The organism is Enterobacter cloacae complex sp. SHL012, from assembly GCF_049237505.1.
In the GTDB taxonomy this organism is placed as follows: Bacteria; Pseudomonadota; Gammaproteobacteria; order Enterobacterales; family Enterobacteriaceae; genus Enterobacter; species Enterobacter kobei.
The window spans coordinates 448760-464050 of the sequence record NZ_JBMKIZ010000001.1; the positions used below are offsets into that span (position 1 = coordinate 448760).

General features: G+C 56.8%; 17 protein-coding genes. 11 read left to right on the forward strand and 6 right to left on the reverse strand.

The genetic code is table 11. The annotated features are described in order from the left end of the window. Nucleotides 1-17: 17 nt before the first annotated feature. From urtB to zinT, 5 genes are read left to right on the forward strand one after another with little or no spacing between them, the layout of a single operon-like run. Nucleotides 18-1592 (forward strand): urea ABC transporter permease subunit UrtB, encoded by a 1575-nt coding sequence (gene urtB / locus ACOTY9_RS02190; protein WP_047344234.1) that lies wholly within the window; start codon nt 18-20, stop codon nt 1590-1592. Further along, on the forward strand, nt 1592-2665 hold the full coding sequence (gene urtC / locus ACOTY9_RS02195; protein ID WP_023337281.1) for an urea ABC transporter permease subunit UrtC: 1074 nt from the start codon (nt 1592-1594) through the stop codon (nt 2663-2665). Before urtB ends, urtC begins: the two co-directional genes overlap by 1 nt. Further along, the gene (gene urtD, locus ACOTY9_RS02200) at nt 2665-3462 is read left to right on the forward strand and encodes an urea ABC transporter ATP-binding protein UrtD (RefSeq protein WP_023330407.1); all 798 of its coding nucleotides are present in this window, start codon (nt 2665-2667) and stop codon (nt 3460-3462) included. The genes urtC and urtD overlap by 1 nt, the downstream gene beginning before the upstream one ends. 9 nt (nt 3463-3471) lie before the next feature. Beyond that, nucleotides 3472-4170: an urea ABC transporter ATP-binding subunit UrtE gene (gene urtE, locus ACOTY9_RS02205; RefSeq protein ID WP_014883820.1), complete on the forward strand. Its 699-nt coding sequence runs from the start codon at nt 3472-3474 to the stop codon at nt 4168-4170. Between the two features lie 52 nt (nt 4171-4222). Then, nucleotides 4223-4864, forward strand: a complete 642-nt coding sequence (gene zinT / locus ACOTY9_RS02210; protein WP_014883821.1) for a metal-binding protein ZinT — start codon at nt 4223-4225, stop codon at nt 4862-4864. 47 nt (nt 4865-4911) lie between these two features. Here zinT and ydeE read toward each other — a convergent pair whose 3' ends face one another. After that, nucleotides 4912-6105, reverse strand: coding sequence for an efflux MFS transporter YdeE (gene ydeE, locus ACOTY9_RS02215; RefSeq protein WP_050863049.1), 1194 nt, complete (start codon nt 6103-6105; stop codon nt 4912-4914). Nucleotides 6106-6299: 194 nt separating this feature from the next. Between ydeE and eamA the strand changes: the two genes are divergently transcribed. Continuing rightward, a complete protein-coding gene (eamA, locus tag ACOTY9_RS02220) occupies nt 6300-7199 on the forward strand; it encodes an O-acetylserine/cysteine exporter (RefSeq protein WP_014883823.1) in 900 nt (299 codons plus the stop codon). 38 nt (nt 7200-7237) lie between these two features. Here the strand turns inward: eamA and marB are convergent, their stop codons facing one another. Genes marB through marR form a run of 3 tightly spaced genes read right to left on the reverse strand, consistent with a single transcriptional unit; the run spans nt 7238 to nt 8324 of the window. Further along, nucleotides 7238-7456, reverse strand: a complete 219-nt coding sequence (marB, locus tag ACOTY9_RS02225; RefSeq protein ID WP_014883824.1) for a multiple antibiotic resistance protein MarB — start codon at nt 7454-7456, stop codon at nt 7238-7240. 33 nt (nt 7457-7489) lie between these two features. Further along, entirely contained in the window at nt 7490-7870 is a 381-nt protein-coding gene (marA, locus tag ACOTY9_RS02230) for an MDR efflux pump AcrAB transcriptional activator MarA (RefSeq protein WP_008502237.1), read from the reverse strand. Between the two features lie 19 nt (nt 7871-7889). Next, nucleotides 7890-8324, reverse strand: coding sequence for a multiple antibiotic resistance transcriptional regulator MarR (marR, locus tag ACOTY9_RS02235; RefSeq protein WP_348565504.1), 435 nt, complete (start codon nt 8322-8324; stop codon nt 7890-7892). A gap of 256 nt (nt 8325-8580) precedes the next feature. On the opposite strand from marR, the gene ACOTY9_RS02240 reads away from it, so the two are divergent. Beyond that, nucleotides 8581-9246 (forward strand): MarC family NAAT transporter, encoded by a 666-nt coding sequence (locus ACOTY9_RS02240; RefSeq protein ID WP_014883826.1) that lies wholly within the window; start codon nt 8581-8583, stop codon nt 9244-9246. A gap of 94 nt (nt 9247-9340) precedes the next feature. Here the strand turns inward: ACOTY9_RS02240 and ACOTY9_RS02245 are convergent, their stop codons facing one another. Then, nucleotides 9341-10537, reverse strand: coding sequence for a sugar transporter (locus ACOTY9_RS02245; RefSeq protein ID WP_333109858.1), 1197 nt, complete (start codon nt 10535-10537; stop codon nt 9341-9343). A 177-nt stretch (nt 10538-10714) separates the two neighbouring features. Between ACOTY9_RS02245 and ACOTY9_RS02250 the strand changes: the two genes are divergently transcribed. The 3 genes from ACOTY9_RS02250 to ACOTY9_RS02260 all read left to right on the forward strand — a co-directional run bounded on the left by ACOTY9_RS02250 (nt 10715) and on the right by ACOTY9_RS02260 (nt 12888). After that, a complete protein-coding gene (locus ACOTY9_RS02250) occupies nt 10715-11503 on the forward strand; it encodes a PhzF family phenazine biosynthesis protein (protein WP_023337288.1) in 789 nt (262 codons plus the stop codon). A 27-nt stretch (nt 11504-11530) separates the two neighbouring features. After that, on the forward strand, nt 11531-12322 hold the full coding sequence (locus ACOTY9_RS02255) for a PhzF family phenazine biosynthesis protein (RefSeq protein ID WP_023330414.1): 792 nt from the start codon (nt 11531-11533) through the stop codon (nt 12320-12322). Nucleotides 12323-12405: 83 nt separating this feature from the next. Beyond that, nucleotides 12406-12888: a GNAT family N-acetyltransferase gene (locus ACOTY9_RS02260; protein ID WP_047344235.1), complete on the forward strand. Its 483-nt coding sequence runs from the start codon at nt 12406-12408 to the stop codon at nt 12886-12888. On the opposite strand, the gene ptrR is transcribed toward ACOTY9_RS02260, so the two are convergent. Beyond that, nucleotides 12842-13720: a putrescine utilization regulator PtrR gene (ptrR, locus tag ACOTY9_RS02265; protein ID WP_348565503.1), complete on the reverse strand. Its 879-nt coding sequence runs from the start codon at nt 13718-13720 to the stop codon at nt 12842-12844. The two genes, ACOTY9_RS02260 and ptrR, sit on opposite strands and share 47 nt — an antisense overlap. A gap of 98 nt (nt 13721-13818) precedes the next feature. Here ptrR and sad point away from each other — a divergent pair, with 98 nt between their 5' ends. Continuing rightward, nucleotides 13819-15207, forward strand: coding sequence for a succinate-semialdehyde dehydrogenase (gene sad, locus ACOTY9_RS02270; protein WP_303756826.1), 1389 nt, complete (start codon nt 13819-13821; stop codon nt 15205-15207). Nucleotides 15208-15291: the final 84 nt, after the last annotated feature.

Here is a 15291-nt window from a genome sequence, read left to right on the forward strand (position 1 = left end):
CCTCAGGGAGACAAGCCATGAACGTCATGCGCACGATCGTCGCTCTTATATGGCTTACCGGACTGCTGCCAGGGATGGCGCAGGCATCGGATGCCGATCGTTTCGTTGCTGCCAGCCGCACCCAGCAGGCGGAATTACTGACGCAGTGGGCCGCCGCGCCGGATGCCGCCAGGCTGCCGCTGCTTCAGGCGTTGCAAAAGGAAAACCTGTATACCGACAGCCAAAAGCACGCTTTTGCGCAGCGTAATGGCGGAATGGTTCCCCTCGGTGAAGCAAAGGCGACTGAAGGGCAGACCAAAGCGGTACGGCTGACGAACCGACTGCGCGTACTTGCTGCCACGGCTATCGCTACGCATCAGCTCGTAAGTGACAGTGTCACGGAAAGGCGGGCGGCGGCCCGTCAACTGCAGCGAGATGCGCAACCTGCGATGCTCGCTTTTCTGGAAAATCGGGTAAACCGTGAAACGGATGCGGTAGCGCGTCAGACGCTGCTGCTGGCGGTGGCGAATCTCCAGCTGGCAAGCCCGCAGGCGGAGGTGCGTCGCCACGCTGCTGAACTGTTAGGCCAGTCCGACGATCCGGACGTGGTGTCCCGACTCACCCCGTATACCCAGGCGCAGACCGAGCCGGACGCCGGCGTTCGCGCCGCTGCCGAAGAGAGCCTTAACCAGATAACGCACCGCCTGATGTGGGGCGATCTGCTGGGTCAGGCGTTTATGGGGCTTTCCCTCGGTTCGGTGCTGCTGCTGGCTGCGCTGGGGCTGGCTATCACCTACGGCCTGCTGGGCGTCATCAATATGGCGCACGGTGAAATGCTGATGCTGGGCGCGTATGCCACCTGGATGGTGCAGCAGGCCATGACCAGCCTCGCGCCACAGTGGCTGGCGCTCTATCCGGTTATCGCCTTACCGGTCGCGTTCTGCCTGACGGCGGCAATCGGAATGGTGCTGGAGCGCACCGTGATCCGTCATCTGTACGGTCGTCCGCTGGAAACGCTGCTGGCAACGTGGGGCATCAGCCTGATGCTTATCCAGCTGGTGCGCATGACGTTTGGCGCCCAGAACCTGGAGGTGGCGAACCCGGCATGGCTTTCCGGCGGGGTACAGGTTTTCGCCAACCTGACGCTGCCGTGGAACCGTATTGTGGTGCTGGGTTTTGTGCTGCTGGTACTGTTCTTTACCTGGCTGATTCTGAATAAAACCCGTCTGGGGCTAAACGTGCGCGCGGTGACGCAAAACCGCAGCATGGCTGCCTGCTGTGGGGTGCCGACAGGGCGTGTCGATATGCTCGCATTCGGGCTGGGCTCCGGCATTGCCGGGTTAGGCGGCGTGGCATTATCGCAGTTGGGTAACGTCGGACCGGAGCTGGGCCAGGGATACATCATCGACTCGTTCCTGGTGGTGGTGCTCGGTGGCGTGGGCCAGCTGGCAGGGAGCGTGGCCGCGGCCTTTGGTCTGGGCATTTTCAATAAAATCCTTGAACCACAGATGGGCGCGGTGCTGGGCAAGATCGTGATTCTGGTGGCGATCGTGCTGTTTATTCAGAAGCGTCCTCAGGGGTTATTTGCGCTGAAAGGGAGGGTTATTGACTGATGAGCCAGCCGCTTACCTTAACGCTGGCGCGCAAAGCGCCACGCACAACGCAGATCGCAGGCAGCCTGCTGGTGGCGTGTCTGCTGATATTACCGTTTTTCGCCTTACTGCCTGCAACGCATCCGCTGGCGTTATCGACCTGGATGCTGACGCTGACGGGTAAGATCCTCTGCTATGCCACCGTTGCGGTGGCGCTCGATCTGGTGTGGGGCTATGCCGGTATGCTGTCTCTTGGGCACGGTATCTTTTTCGCACTCGGCGGTTATGCGATGGGCATGTATCTGATGCGCCAGGCGGCGGGTGACGGTCTGCCCGCGTTTATGTCATTTCTCTCCTGGAGTGAGCTGCCGTGGTTCTGGTGGGGCACCCAACACTTCGCCTGGGCGCTGGTGCTGATTGTCATGGTGCCGGGGCTGCTGGCGCTGGTGTTTGGCTGGTTTGCCTTCCGCTCGAAGATCAAAGGGGTCTATTTCTCGATTATGACCCAGGCGCTGACCTATGCCGGGATGTTGCTGTTCTTTCGCAACGAGACCGGTTTTGGCGGCAATAACGGCTTCACCGGCTTTACCACGCTGCTCGGATTTTCGGTGACGGAAACCTCCACGCGTATTGCACTGTTTCTGGCGACCGTACTGTTGCTGCTCCTGGCGTTGGGGACGGGATTTGCGCTGGCAAAAAGCAAATTTGGCCGAATCCTGACCGCCGTTCGTGACGCAGAAAACCGTCTGACGTTCTGTGGTTACGACCCGCGCGGGTTCAAACTGCTGGTCTGGACGCTGTCCGCGGTGCTGTGTGGCCTGGCGGGGGCGCTCTATGTCCCGCAGGTGGGCATTATCAACCCCGGTGAAATGTCACCGACGAACTCGATAGAAGCCGCCATTTGGGTGGCGCTGGGCGGGCGCGGCACGCTGGTGGGGCCGGTGATTGGCGCGGCGCTGGTGAACGGGGCGAAGAGCTTTTTCACCGTCGCCATGCCGGAGTACTGGCAGCTGTTCCTGGGGCTGATTTTTATCGCCGTCACGCTGTTCTTACCACGCGGTGTCTACGGTCTGTTTCGTAAGGGAGAGAAATAATGCAGCCAACGGAAGGATTATTTACCCGCCAGTTGCCCGGCGACCGCTACCGTGACCAGACGGATCCGGTGCTTCAGCTTGAGGCCATTAACGTCAATTTCGACGGTTTCCAGGCGCTGACCGATCTCTCGCTGAATATCGGCGTGGGCGAGTTGCGCTGCGTGATTGGCCCCAACGGAGCCGGTAAAACCACGTTGATGGATGTGATCACCGGCAAAACGCGACCAAAAAGCGGGAGGGCTATTTACGATCAATCGATCGACCTGACCGCTCTGGAGCCTGCGGCTATTGCCCGTCAGGGGATTGGACGAAAGTTCCAGAAACCCACGGTCTTTGAGGCGCTGACGGTTTGGGAAAACCTTGAGATCGCCATGAAAACCGATAAATCCGTCTGGGCGAGCCTGCGGGCAAAACTCAACGGTGAGCAACGCGATCGCATTGATGAGATGCTGGTTTTACTGCGTCTTGGCAACGAACGCGATCGCCGCGCCGGGCTGCTGTCGCACGGGCAAAAGCAGTTTCTGGAGATAGGTATGCTGCTGGTCCAGGATCCGCATCTGTTGCTGCTGGACGAACCCGCTGCCGGGATGACCGACGCAGAGACGGAATACACCGCCGAGTTGTTCAAAACCCTGGCGGGTAAGCACTCCCTGATGGTGGTGGAGCACGACATGGGCTTTGTCGAAACCATTGCCGACCACGTGACGGTATTGCATCAGGGACGCGTGCTGGCCGAAGGCTCGCTTCGCGAGGTGCAGGCCAACGAGCAGGTGATTGAGGTCTATCTGGGGCGCTAAGGAGAGAAGATGTTACAGGTTAACGAACTGAATCAGTATTACGGTGGCAGCCATATCCTGCGCGGCGTCAGTTTTGAGGCCGCCACCGGAGAAGTCACCTGCCTGCTGGGGCGCAACGGCGTCGGGAAAACGACGTTGCTGAAGTGTCTGATGGGGCTGATCCCGGCGAAAACCGGGGAGGTCATCTGGCAGGGTAAGACGATCACCCACAGCAAACCGCACCAGCGGGTACAGTCTGGCGTGGCGTATGTCCCGCAGGGACGCGAGATTTTTCCGCGCCTGACCGTGGAAGAAAATCTTCTGCTGGGGCTGTCGCGCTTTTCCGCCCGCGAGGCGAAGCAGGTACCGGAGGAGATCTGGCAGCTTTTCCCGGTGCTCAAAGAGATGAAGCACCGCCGCGGAGGCGATCTCTCCGGCGGACAACAGCAGCAACTGGCGATTGGCCGTGCGCTGGCAAGCCGCCCGCAGCTGCTGATTCTGGATGAACCGACGGAAGGCATTCAGCCTTCGGTGATAAAAGAGATTGGCCAGGTGATCCGCACGCTGGCGAACAGAGGCGATATGGCGATCCTGCTGGTCGAGCAGTTTTACGACTTTGCCGCCGAGCTGGCCGACAGCTATCTCCTGATGTCACGCGGCACCATTATCCAGCGTGGACGGGGGGAAAACATGGCGCAGGAGGGCGTTCGCGGGCTGGTTGCGATTTGAAATGTTATAATATAACATTCTCATTCTTATAAAACGGAATGAGGGGGTTATTTTGGCTGCACATGCTGGTAAATGGATCATGACTCTGGGGGCGCTGCTGGTCAGCGGCCAGCTGTTAGCGCACTCGCACGGTCATCAGATGACCGAAGCGGAGCAGAAAGCGGCGAACGGCGTGTTTGAGGATAAAGACGTGAAGGACAGAGCGCTGTCTGACTGGGACGGTACCTGGCAGTCCGTTTATCCTTTCCTGCTGGATGGATCGCTGGATCCGGTCTTCAAACAGAAAGCGCAGAAGGATAAAAGCAAAACCTTCGACGAGGTGAAAGCCTATTATCGTAAAGGCTATGCGACGGACGTGGATGCCATTGGCATTGAAAATAACGTGATGGAGTTCCACAAGGGCAAAGCGGTTAGCCGTTGCCATTATAATTACAGCGGCTACAAAATTCTGACCTATGCGTCAGGCAAAAAAGGCGTTCGCTATCTGTTTGAGTGTCAGGATGCCAGCAGTACGGCGCCGAAGTTTGTGCAGTTCAGCGACCATACCATCGGGCCGAAAGCATCCTCGCACTTCCATATTTTTATGGGCAACACCTCCCACGAGGCGCTGCTGAAAGAGATGGATAACTGGCCGACCTATTATCCGAATGAGATGTACAAAGAGCAGGTGGTAGAAGAAATGTTGCACCACTGATGCTTTATTGCCGGGTGGCGGCTACGGCTTACCCGGCCTACAAGTTGCTACGCTACCTTGGGTGACTCGCACCACGCCTTCACGTTCATCCCACGCAAAATCATCAGCCACGCAATGACGATGGCGACCATCATAATCACAAACAGCGACCAGTGCGGCAGGTTGGTCAGGATAATCCCGGTGATCATCGGGTTTGCGGCCGCGCCCAGCCAGCCCAGCGCCTGTGCGGAGAAATAGCTTGCCTTCATCCCCGGCGGGGCGATGTTGTCGATCAGCATGTATTCACCCGGCGCATAAATAATCTCACCCAGCGTAAAGATCGCGGCAGCGATACCCCAGTAAATCAGATTCTCCCCGGAGAGCATAAAGCCCCCCAGCCCCAGGATAAAAAACAGCGTCGCGGCGGTCATCAGGGGGCGAATATTGCTGGCGGAAATCTTGCGCCCAAGCGCGTATTGCAGCGTCACCACCACGGCGGCGTTAACGGGCAGCACCACGGCGACGACCTTCTGCGCGAAATCGCTGTCGGCGTGGGCGGCCAGAACATACTGCGAAATGCAGCTGGCGAACGATCCGCCCACGTACGACGCGAGCAGGCCGGAGAGGGTGAACCAGAACAGGGCGCGGTCTTTCAGCAACACCGACGGCTGCCAGGGCATTTTTTCCTCGGCGGTATCCAGCGCGACGCTTTTTTGCACAAAGAAATGGATAAACGCGAGCGGCAGCGCGGCGCAAAAAGCGGCCAGCCAGAAGGGCAGCTGTAAGCTGTACATCACCAGCAGGGTGCCGATGGGCGGGCCGACCGTCCAGCCAATGTTCAGGAAGCTATAGTTGAGCGAGAAAACACGCGCTTTTTGGCTTGAGGTGAGCACGTCGGAGAACCAGGCTTTCAGCACCGTCGAAAATACGGAGTAGGCGCAGTTGATCAGGGAAAAGAACAGCACCACCAGCGTGACGTTATCCACCAGCGGGATCGCGACAAATCCGGCAATAAACGCCACGATCGCAATCAGCATGTAGCGTTTTTTATCAAACTTATCCGCCAGAATGCCAAATCCCAGGCTGAACACCACGCCGATGGTCAGCGCAATCGTCAGGGCATAACCAATATTCTCGACGCTCATGTTGTAGACGCGCGTGAGATAAATGGTCATGAACGGCAGCGTCGCTCCCCGACCGATGGTTAACAACAATGACGATGCCAGCAGCGCTGCGGTTGAGCGCCTGAGAGATGGTTTCATATTTCTGCCCGACAGTTGCTTATGCTTTTATTAGAGGTGTGTTAACAGGATTACCATGACATAAGGGGCTTGTATAGCACCTGGTTTATCCGTAAGTGCTTCAGCTGCCTGCCAGAATTAATGATCTTCTCGCAGCGTCCTTTTTTCTGGTACCTTGAAGTGTTAACAAATTATTAATAATTCAGGGGCAGGGTATGACGCGTAAAGACGGACTGCTGGCGTTGCTGGTGGTCGTAGTATGGGGGCTCAATTTTGTCGTCATTAAGCTGGGATTGCACAATATGCCCCCGCTTATGCTGGCCGGTTTGCGTTTCATGTTAGTGGCGTTCCCGGCGATCTTTTTTGTTGCGCGTCCAAAAATCCCGTTCAAATTACTGCTGGGCTATGGCCTGACCATCAGCTTTGGCCAGTTCGCGTTTCTCTTCTGCGCCATCAAGTTTGGTATGCCTGCCGGTCTTGCCTCGCTGGTTTTGCAGGCGCAGGCGTTCTTTACCATCATTCTCGGTGCGTTCGTATTTGGCGAACGTTTGCAGGGCAAACAGCTGGCGGGGATTACGCTGGCGGTGTTTGGCGTACTGGTGCTGATTGAAGCCAGCCTGAATGGTCAGGATGTGGCGCTGCTGGGCTTTATGCTTACGCTGGCGGCGGGGCTGAGCTGGGCGTGCGGGAATATCTTCAACAAGCTGATTATGCAGCACGCGGCGCGGCCGCAGGTGATGTCGCTGGTGGTCTGGAGCGCGTTAATTCCGGTCATCCCGTTTCTGGCGGCGTCGTTTATTCTGGATGGTCCGGATGTGATGCTGAGAAGCCTGGTCGATATCGATTTGACCACGATCCTTTCTCTGATTTATCTGGCCTTTGTCGCCACGATTGTGGGCTATGGGATCTGGGGTTCGCTGCTGGGGCGTTATGAAACCTGGCGCGTGGCGCCCCTGTCTCTGCTGGTGCCGGTGGTTGGGCTCGCCAGTGCGGCGCTATTGCTGGATGAAACGCTGAGCGCGCTGCAGTTGCTGGGGGCCGTGCTGATTATGGCGGGGCTGTATATCAACGTGTTTGGCTTGCGGGTACGGCGGGCGGCGCGCGTCAGAGGCTAGAGCATAAAAAAGCCCCGCAGTGGCGGGGCAAAAACGAATCAGAAGCCGTGCTGATTATAATAAGGCACGCCTAATTCGTCGGATTTGTCGCTACCAGTCCCCATGTGGTTGAAATCATAGGGTGACTGGTCATGTGCTGACGGCAAAATCATCGTGCCACGATTATTTTGCTGCGTTGCACCTGGGGTTTGCTCCGCGAAGGTCTGGCTGGAAAACAGCACCAGCAAGGCGAGGGCGGCGGAGGCGATAACTTTCATGATTTCCTCGGTTACGTCTTATACAGGCGATGATTAACTACAATGTTTTAACGGATACAGGTATCGGGATTCTCCGGGTACGCTGGTGATTCGGTACTTATGAGGCGGCACGTCAAAATAGTTCTTAAACGTACGCGTCAGGGTTTGCTGTGATTCAAATCCGTAACGCTCTGCCAGATAAAGGATCGGCTCATTGCTTTCTTTCAGTTTCTGGGCAATTTCCGTCAGCTTGCGACTGCGAATATATTGACCTAGTGAATGGCCGGTCTCTTTTTTGAACATCCGTTGCAGGTGCCATTTGGAGTAACCTGAACGCTCTGACACTTTTTCAAGGGAGAGCGGCGATTCCAGGTTATCTTCGATCCAGTCCAAAATGCTATGAATGGTGATAGCGTCAGTATTGCGTCTGGACATCGTCATACCTCTTTTCTGTTTACGGCAGTATTTTCTTCAGCAAAAGCTCAAGGGTTGCCACTTCATCTGCCGTTAAGTTTTTTGTTAGTTCCTGATGCAGTGTTTGTCCTACTAATTGATGACATTGCTCGCACATGGCCGCGCCATCGCAGGTGAGCTGGACCAGCACGCCGCGTTTGTCATTCGGGTTAGGGCTTCGTTCTATCCATCCTTTGCAGACGAGACGATCCAGCATGCGGGTTAACGCACCCAGATCGACAGAGAGCACCTTTTTCAGCTCAACCGGCGTGATACACACTTCGCAGCGAATGGAACACAGCACTTTGAACTGTGTTGCGGTGATATCCAGCGGTGACAGATAGTCATTGAGCAGGCGATCTTTTTTCTGGTTAACCATATGAATAAGACGACCCAGCGGAACAACGTCGTTAAAGATATCACTGGTGCTTTTCACAATGGTTGCCCTGGCAAGTAGTTTAGTCACGGCAGATATTATTGCTCAGGCAAGTATAAGTCAACTGAATGAATCAGCCGATGCCACGAATTGCTAAAACGTTTCATGAACTTTTTTTGAACGCTTTCAAATCATATAGATAACTCAGGGTTATCCTTACTTACGGAAAATAATCGTTACGTTGCGCAGATGGCTTAACGTCACACTTTCCCCCTATACTTGCGGGGATGAATATGGATAAGGACGACGATGCATTATGTTGGATTTAATTAAAGCAGTGAGTCTTGGGCTGGTGGTGCTGCTGCCGTTGGCAAACCCGTTAACGACGGTGGCGCTTTTCCTCGGGCTGGCAGGGAATATGAACAGCGCCGAGCGTAACCATCAGTCAATGATGGCTTCCGTCTATGTGTTTGCCATCATGATGGTGGCTTACTATGCGGGGCAGGTGGTGATGAACACCTTCGGGATTTCCATCCCTGGCCTTCGCATCGCCGGGGGACTCATTGTCGCCTTTATCGGTTTCCGCATGCTGTTCCCGGCGCAGAAAGCGCATGAGTCGCCGGAAGCCAAAAGCAAATCCGAAGAGCTGGAAAGCGAACCGAGTGCAAATATTGCCTTTGTGCCGCTGGCTATGCCGAGCACGGCGGGGCCGGGTACCATCGCGATGATCATCAGTTCCGCCTCTACGGTACGTGATAGCGCCACCTTCCCGGACTGGGTCCTGACGGTTGCGCCACCGCTGATTTTTGCGATTATCGGGATCATTGTGTGGGGGTCACTGCGCAGTTCCGGTGCGATTATGCGCTGGGTAGGCAAGGGCGGTATCGAAGCTATTTCACGTCTGATGGGCTTCTTACTGGTCTGTATGGGCGTGCAGTTTATTATTAACGGCGTGCTGGAGATTATTAAAACTTACCACTGAGGTGATTGCCGGGTGGCGGTTTCGCCTTACCCGGCCTGGGTTATTACAGGCTTGTAGGCCGGGTAAGCGCAGCGCCACCCGGCACAAACAAACGTCACCCGTGCTGACCCTGTTCCTCCAGCGCCACCGGCCATTTGCGGAAGATGAGCACTGACCAGCTAAGCGCGACCAGGGCCGGAATAGCGCCCAGATACCCAATCGCCGACATCGAGACATGAAGGCTAATCTGATTTCCCACCAGCGCGCCCGCGCCGATGCCCAGATTAAATATCCCCGAGAACAGTGACATGGCAACGTCCGTCGCGTCCGGTGCCAGCGCCAGCACTTTTACCTGCATGCCAAGGCCGATGATCATGATCGCCACGCCCCAGAACAGGCTCAGGATCGCCAGATGGTTTTCGCTGCCCGCGGCGGGCATCAGCAACAGCAGGCAGGCGAGCAGCAGGCCAATGGCGCCGCTCACAAGCAAGGAAGCATGCTGATTACCCAGCTTGCCAAACAGCACGCTGCCGATTATGCCCGCACCGCCGAGGATGAGCAGTAACAGGGTGGCAAAATTGGCGCTAAAGCCTGCCACCACCTGAACAAACGGTTCAATGTAGCTGTATGCCGTGTAATGGGCGGTCACCACGATTACGGTAAGCAGATAGATACTCAGCAGCGCAGGGCGACGCATCAACAGCGGCAGGCTTTTCAGCGAGCCAGAGTGTTCGCTCGGCAGCGCGGGCAGCAGCTTAATCAGACACACCAGCGTAACCAGTGCCCCCATGCCGATCGCGAAGAAGGTCGTACGCCAGCCGAAGTATTGCCCCACGATACGGCCAATCGGCAGACCCAGCACCATCGCCAGCGCGGTGCCGGTGGCAATCAGGCTCAGCGCCTGGGCGCGTTTACCCGCCGGGGCCAGGCGTATAGCCAGCGACGCGGTGATTGACCAGAACACCGCATGGGCGAATGCAATGCCAATCCTGCTCATGACCAGCACCGTAAAATTCCACGCCATAAACGACAGAACATGGCTGGCGATGAACAACACGAAGAGACCGATCAGCAGTTTGCGCCGCTCCATCTGGCTGGTCAGCAGCATAAACGGCAATGACATCAGCGCCACCACCCAGGCGTAGATGGTCAACATAATGCCCACCTGAGCCGTTTCCATCTGGAAACTGTCGGCAATGTCAGACAACAGCCCAACCGGAACAAACTCTGTGGTGTTGAAAATAAACGCGGCAATGGCCAGCGTGACCACGCGTAGCCACGCAACCCTGCGGGAAACTGTGTTCGTTGTCATAGGGATGTCGGAGATTCGTTGCTGGAAAGAAGAGGAGACGATCTTAAAACGTCAAACGGCGAAAACTCAACCATTATGTGACACAGATCTCAATATTTACCTTGTGAAAGCGGTAGCCGGGGAGGGTGTTTTCATTGAATATAAAAGAACAACACAACAAAAACAGGCGGTAAGACAATGCAGGAGATTGATTTTTATCTGGTAGATGCGTTCAGCGATACTTCGTTTGGTGGCAATCCGGCGGCGGTTTGTCCCCTGAAAGAATGGTTACCCGATGAAACGCTACTGAAAATGGCGCAACAGCATAATCAATCGGAAACGGCCTTTTTCGTCTGCAGCAAAGGGGGCATTGAGCTACGCTGGTTTACCACGCTCACCGAAGTCAATCTCTGCGGGCATGCCACTTTGGCCGCCGCGTACGTCCTGTTTCATGAACTGGATTACCCCGACTCGCGGATCCACTTCGACACCGCATCTGGCCGCCTGACGGTCAGCCGGGAGGGAGAGTGGATGACGCTGGATTTCCCGGCGTGTCCGACACATAAAGAGACGCCACCGCCAGAGATGATCGCGGCGCTGGGTATCCGCCACTACGTTGACGCCCGTAAAGGGCGCGCGTGGGTGATCGTCCTGGAAAACCGCCAGCAGGTTGAAGCCCTTATGCCGAACCTGTCTGCGATGACACCGGGTGAGCACAAAGTTAGCGTGACGGCACCGGGCGAGGGGGAATATGACTTTGTCAGCCGCTTCTTCTCACCGGGCGTTTCCGTCCCGGAAGATCCGGTCACCGGGTCCGCGCACACGATGCTGATCCCCTACTGGAGTGAAACACTGGGCAAAACGACCCTGTTTGCCCGTCAGGTGTCGGCGCGGGGCGGTGACGTGCGTTGTGAACTGAGAGGGGAACGGGTGCTGATGAGCGGTCAGGCGTCGTGCTACCTGAAAGGCACGGTGTATCTGCGCTAAAAACTGATAACAAGAGAGGGAGAGACAATGCAGGAAATTGATTTTTATCTGGTGGATGCCTTCAGCGACAGGGCGTTTGGCGGTAATGCGGCGGCGGTTTGCCCGCTGGAGGAGTGGCTGCCCGATGAGACGCTGCTTAAAATGGCGCAGCAGCATAATCAGTCCGAGACCGCCTTTTTTGTGCGAACCGACGACGGGTTTGAACTGCGCTGGTTTACCACGCTGCACGAAATTAACCTGTGCGGACACGCGACCCTCGCGGCGTCACACGTGATTTTTGAATATCTGGATTATCCGCATACCGAAATTCATTTTACCACGCGCTTCGTGGGCGAGCTGACGGTCAAGCGCAGCGGCGACTGGCTGACGCTGAATTTCCCTGCGTGGCCGACGGAGGCCGTCGATAATCCCCCGGCAGCGTTGTTCAGCGCGCTGGGCATCACAAAGGCGAAAGAGGTACGCGCCGGACGAGACTATATCGTGGTGCTGGAGAGCCAGCAGCAGGTGGAGGCGCTCACGCCAGATATCGCGGCAATGGTTCCGCTGGGGAAAATGGTCTGCGTAACGGCGCCTGGAGAAGACTATGACTTCGTCAGCCGCTTTTTCTGCCCGGGCGAAGGGGTGCCGGAAGATCCGGTTACCGGATCCACGCACAGCATGTTGATCCCCTACTGGAGCGAAAAGCTGGGTAAAACGTCACTGAACGCACGTCAGGTGTCGTATCGTGGCGGCGATCTGCGCTGTGAACTGAAGGGCGATCGCGTGTTGATCGCCGGTCAGGCCACGTTGTATCTGAAAGGCCGTATCTTTTTGCGCTAGCCGGGCAGCGCGATAAGTTAATACTATGAAGCACCATGGCAGAGCTGCGCTATTTTAAAATAAAAAACAGCAAGGAGCCTGCCATGTATTCCATTACCTCTGAATCCGCTCGTCATCCGGACATCCTCACACTGATTGCAGCCCTTGACCGCTATCAGAGCGAACTGTATCCCGCAGAGAGCAATCATCTGCTCGATCTTTCAGCGCTGCCCGACTCATCGCTTATCCTGATGATCATTCGCGACCAGCAGCTTCAGGCCGTTGGCTGTGGCGCCATCGTGCTTAACGGGGATGGAACCGGTGAGATGAAACGGGTCTATATTGACCCGACCCACCGGGGACAGCATCTGGGAGAGAGGCTGCTGGCTGCCCTGGAAGATGAGGCCCTGAGCCGTCATTGCCACACGGTACGGCTGGAGACAGGGATAAAACAACACGCCGCGGTTCGTCTGTATGAACAGTGCGGGTACGAACTGCGCCCGGCATTTGCCCCCTATGTTGACGACCCGCTTAGCCTGTTTATGGAGAAGGCGCTGGTTGAAGACGTTCGTTTAGCAGCGCTATAAACGCTTCCAGCTGGCGGGTCATCGCCCCCCGTCGCCACACCAGCCAGGTGGTGAGCCAGCGCCAGTTTTCAGCCAGCGGCCAGGCCTCAATCTGATGATGTCCTGGCATACTTTCCAGCATGGAGCGCGGCATCAGCGCGATGCCCGCGCCCGCAATGACGCAGGCGAGCATGCCATGATAGGACTCCATCTCGTGAATGCGGCCAGGCATCGCGCCGTCTGCATGAAACCAGCTCTCCAGATGTCGGCGATATGAGCAGTTGGCGCGAAAGGCATAAACGTCGCTGCCGCTCACCTGCGTGGCGCGTGTGACCTCCGTATGCCCGGCAGGCGTGACCAGCATCATCTCTTCCCTGTAGACCGGCATCCCCTCCAGTTCCGGGTGTGACAGCGGTCCGTCAACAAAGGCGGCGCTCAGCGTTCCCTCCAGTACACCCTCTATCATCGTTCCGGAAGGGCCGGTAGAGAGGGCAAACTGAATGCGCGGATAACGCTGGTTAAACTGCGCCAGCGATTCAGGGATGCGCACGGCAGCGGTGCTTTCCAGCGCGCCAAGAGCAAATAACCCCTGTGGTTCATCCCCCGCGACGACCATGCGCGCTTCATCCACCAGCGCCAGAATCTGTCTGCTATAGCGCAGGAAGTTATGCCCGGCGGGAGATAACCGCAAACGCTGCTTCTCACGAATAAACAGCTCAACGCCGAGATCGGCCTCCAGCTGGCGGATGCGTGTTGTCAGGTTCGAGGGAACGCGATGCACCTTCTGCGCCGCCTGGGTGATGCTCCCCGTCAGCGCGACGGCGTTAAACATTTCAAGCTGGGTTAAATCCATAGCATTCTCGTTTCGTGAATAAGGTGGTTATTATTATTCATTTCTAAGAAATAGCAGAGTGAGCCACAATTAATCAACCGAAATGCGTGGAGAACATCATGACTTATTCATCTGCTACACATGCCCTGTCTGTTAACCCGGCTACGGGTGAAACGATCGCCGCGTATCCGTGGGCGACACAGGAAGAGGTTGAACAGGCTATCGCCCGGGCTGATGCCGGTTTTCGTCAGTGGCGGAGCGAAAGCGTCGCCTGGCGGGCGCAGAAGCTGCGCGATCTCGGTGCTGCGCTGCGTCATCGTGCGGAAGAGATGGCCCGGATGATGTCCCGGGAGATGGGCAAACCGGTTCTGCAGGCGCGGGCGGAAGTGGCAAAATCTGCGGGTCTGTGTGACTGGTATGCGGAACACGGCCCGGCCATGCTGAATGCAGAGCCAACCCAGGTGGAAAACCACAACGCGGTTATTGAATACCGCCCGCTGGGGCCGATTCTGGCGGTGATGCCGTGGAACTTTCCGCTCTGGCAGGTACTGCGCGGGGCGGTGCCGATCCTGCTGGCAGGTAACAGCTATCTGCTTAAGCACGCGCCAAACGTGCTTGGCTCGGCGGATCTTATCGCACAGATTTTTGCGGATGCCGGTTTCCCGGAAGGCGTTTTTGGCTGGGTTAATGCCACCAATGACGGCGTAAGCCAGGCGATTAACGACCGTCGCATTGCGGCGGTGACCGTTACCGGCAGCGTGCGTGCCGGGGCCGCAATTGGTGCCCAGGCAGGTGCTGCGCTGAAAAAATGCGTGCTTGAGCTGGGCGGCTCTGACCCGTTCATCGTGCTCAACGACGCTGACCTGGATCTCGCCGTGAAAGCGGCGGTGGCGGGTCGCTATCAGAATACCGGGCAGGTGTGCGCGGCCGCCAAACGCTTCATTGTTGAAGAGGGTATTGCGGATATCTTTACCCAACGCTTCGTCGCGGGCGTAGCCGCCCTGAAGATAGGCACACCCGATGTAGAAGAGAACTATATTGGCCCAATGGCGCGTTTTGACCTGCGCGATGAACTGCATCAGCAGGTTCAGGCCACCCTGGCAGAGGGGGCCACGCTGCTGCTGGGCGGAGAGAAAATCAGCGGCGAGGGGAATTATTACGCGCCTACCGTGCTGGCGAACGTCACGCCGTCGATGACGGCCTTCCGCCAGGAGCTGTTTGGTCCGGTAGCGGCTATTACCGTCGCGAAAGATGCTGAGCACGCCCTGACGCTGGCAAACGACAGCGACTTTGGCCTCTCTGCTACGGTCTTCACCGCCGACGCCGCGCTTGCGGATAAATTCTCTCGCGAGCTGGAGTGCGGTGGGGTGTTTATCAATGGTTACAGCGCCAGCGATGCGCGCGTGGCCTTTGGCGGTGTGAAGAAGAGCGGTTTTGGCCGCGAGCTTTCCCATTTCGGCCTGCATGAATTCTGTAACGTGCAGACGGTGTGGAAGAACAGAGTGTAATTCGTTTGTAGTGGCCCTCAATTTGAGGGCCACTGTCATTTCTCTGCAATGGTTCTGTCATTTTCGTTTCGTAGACTCGCACGC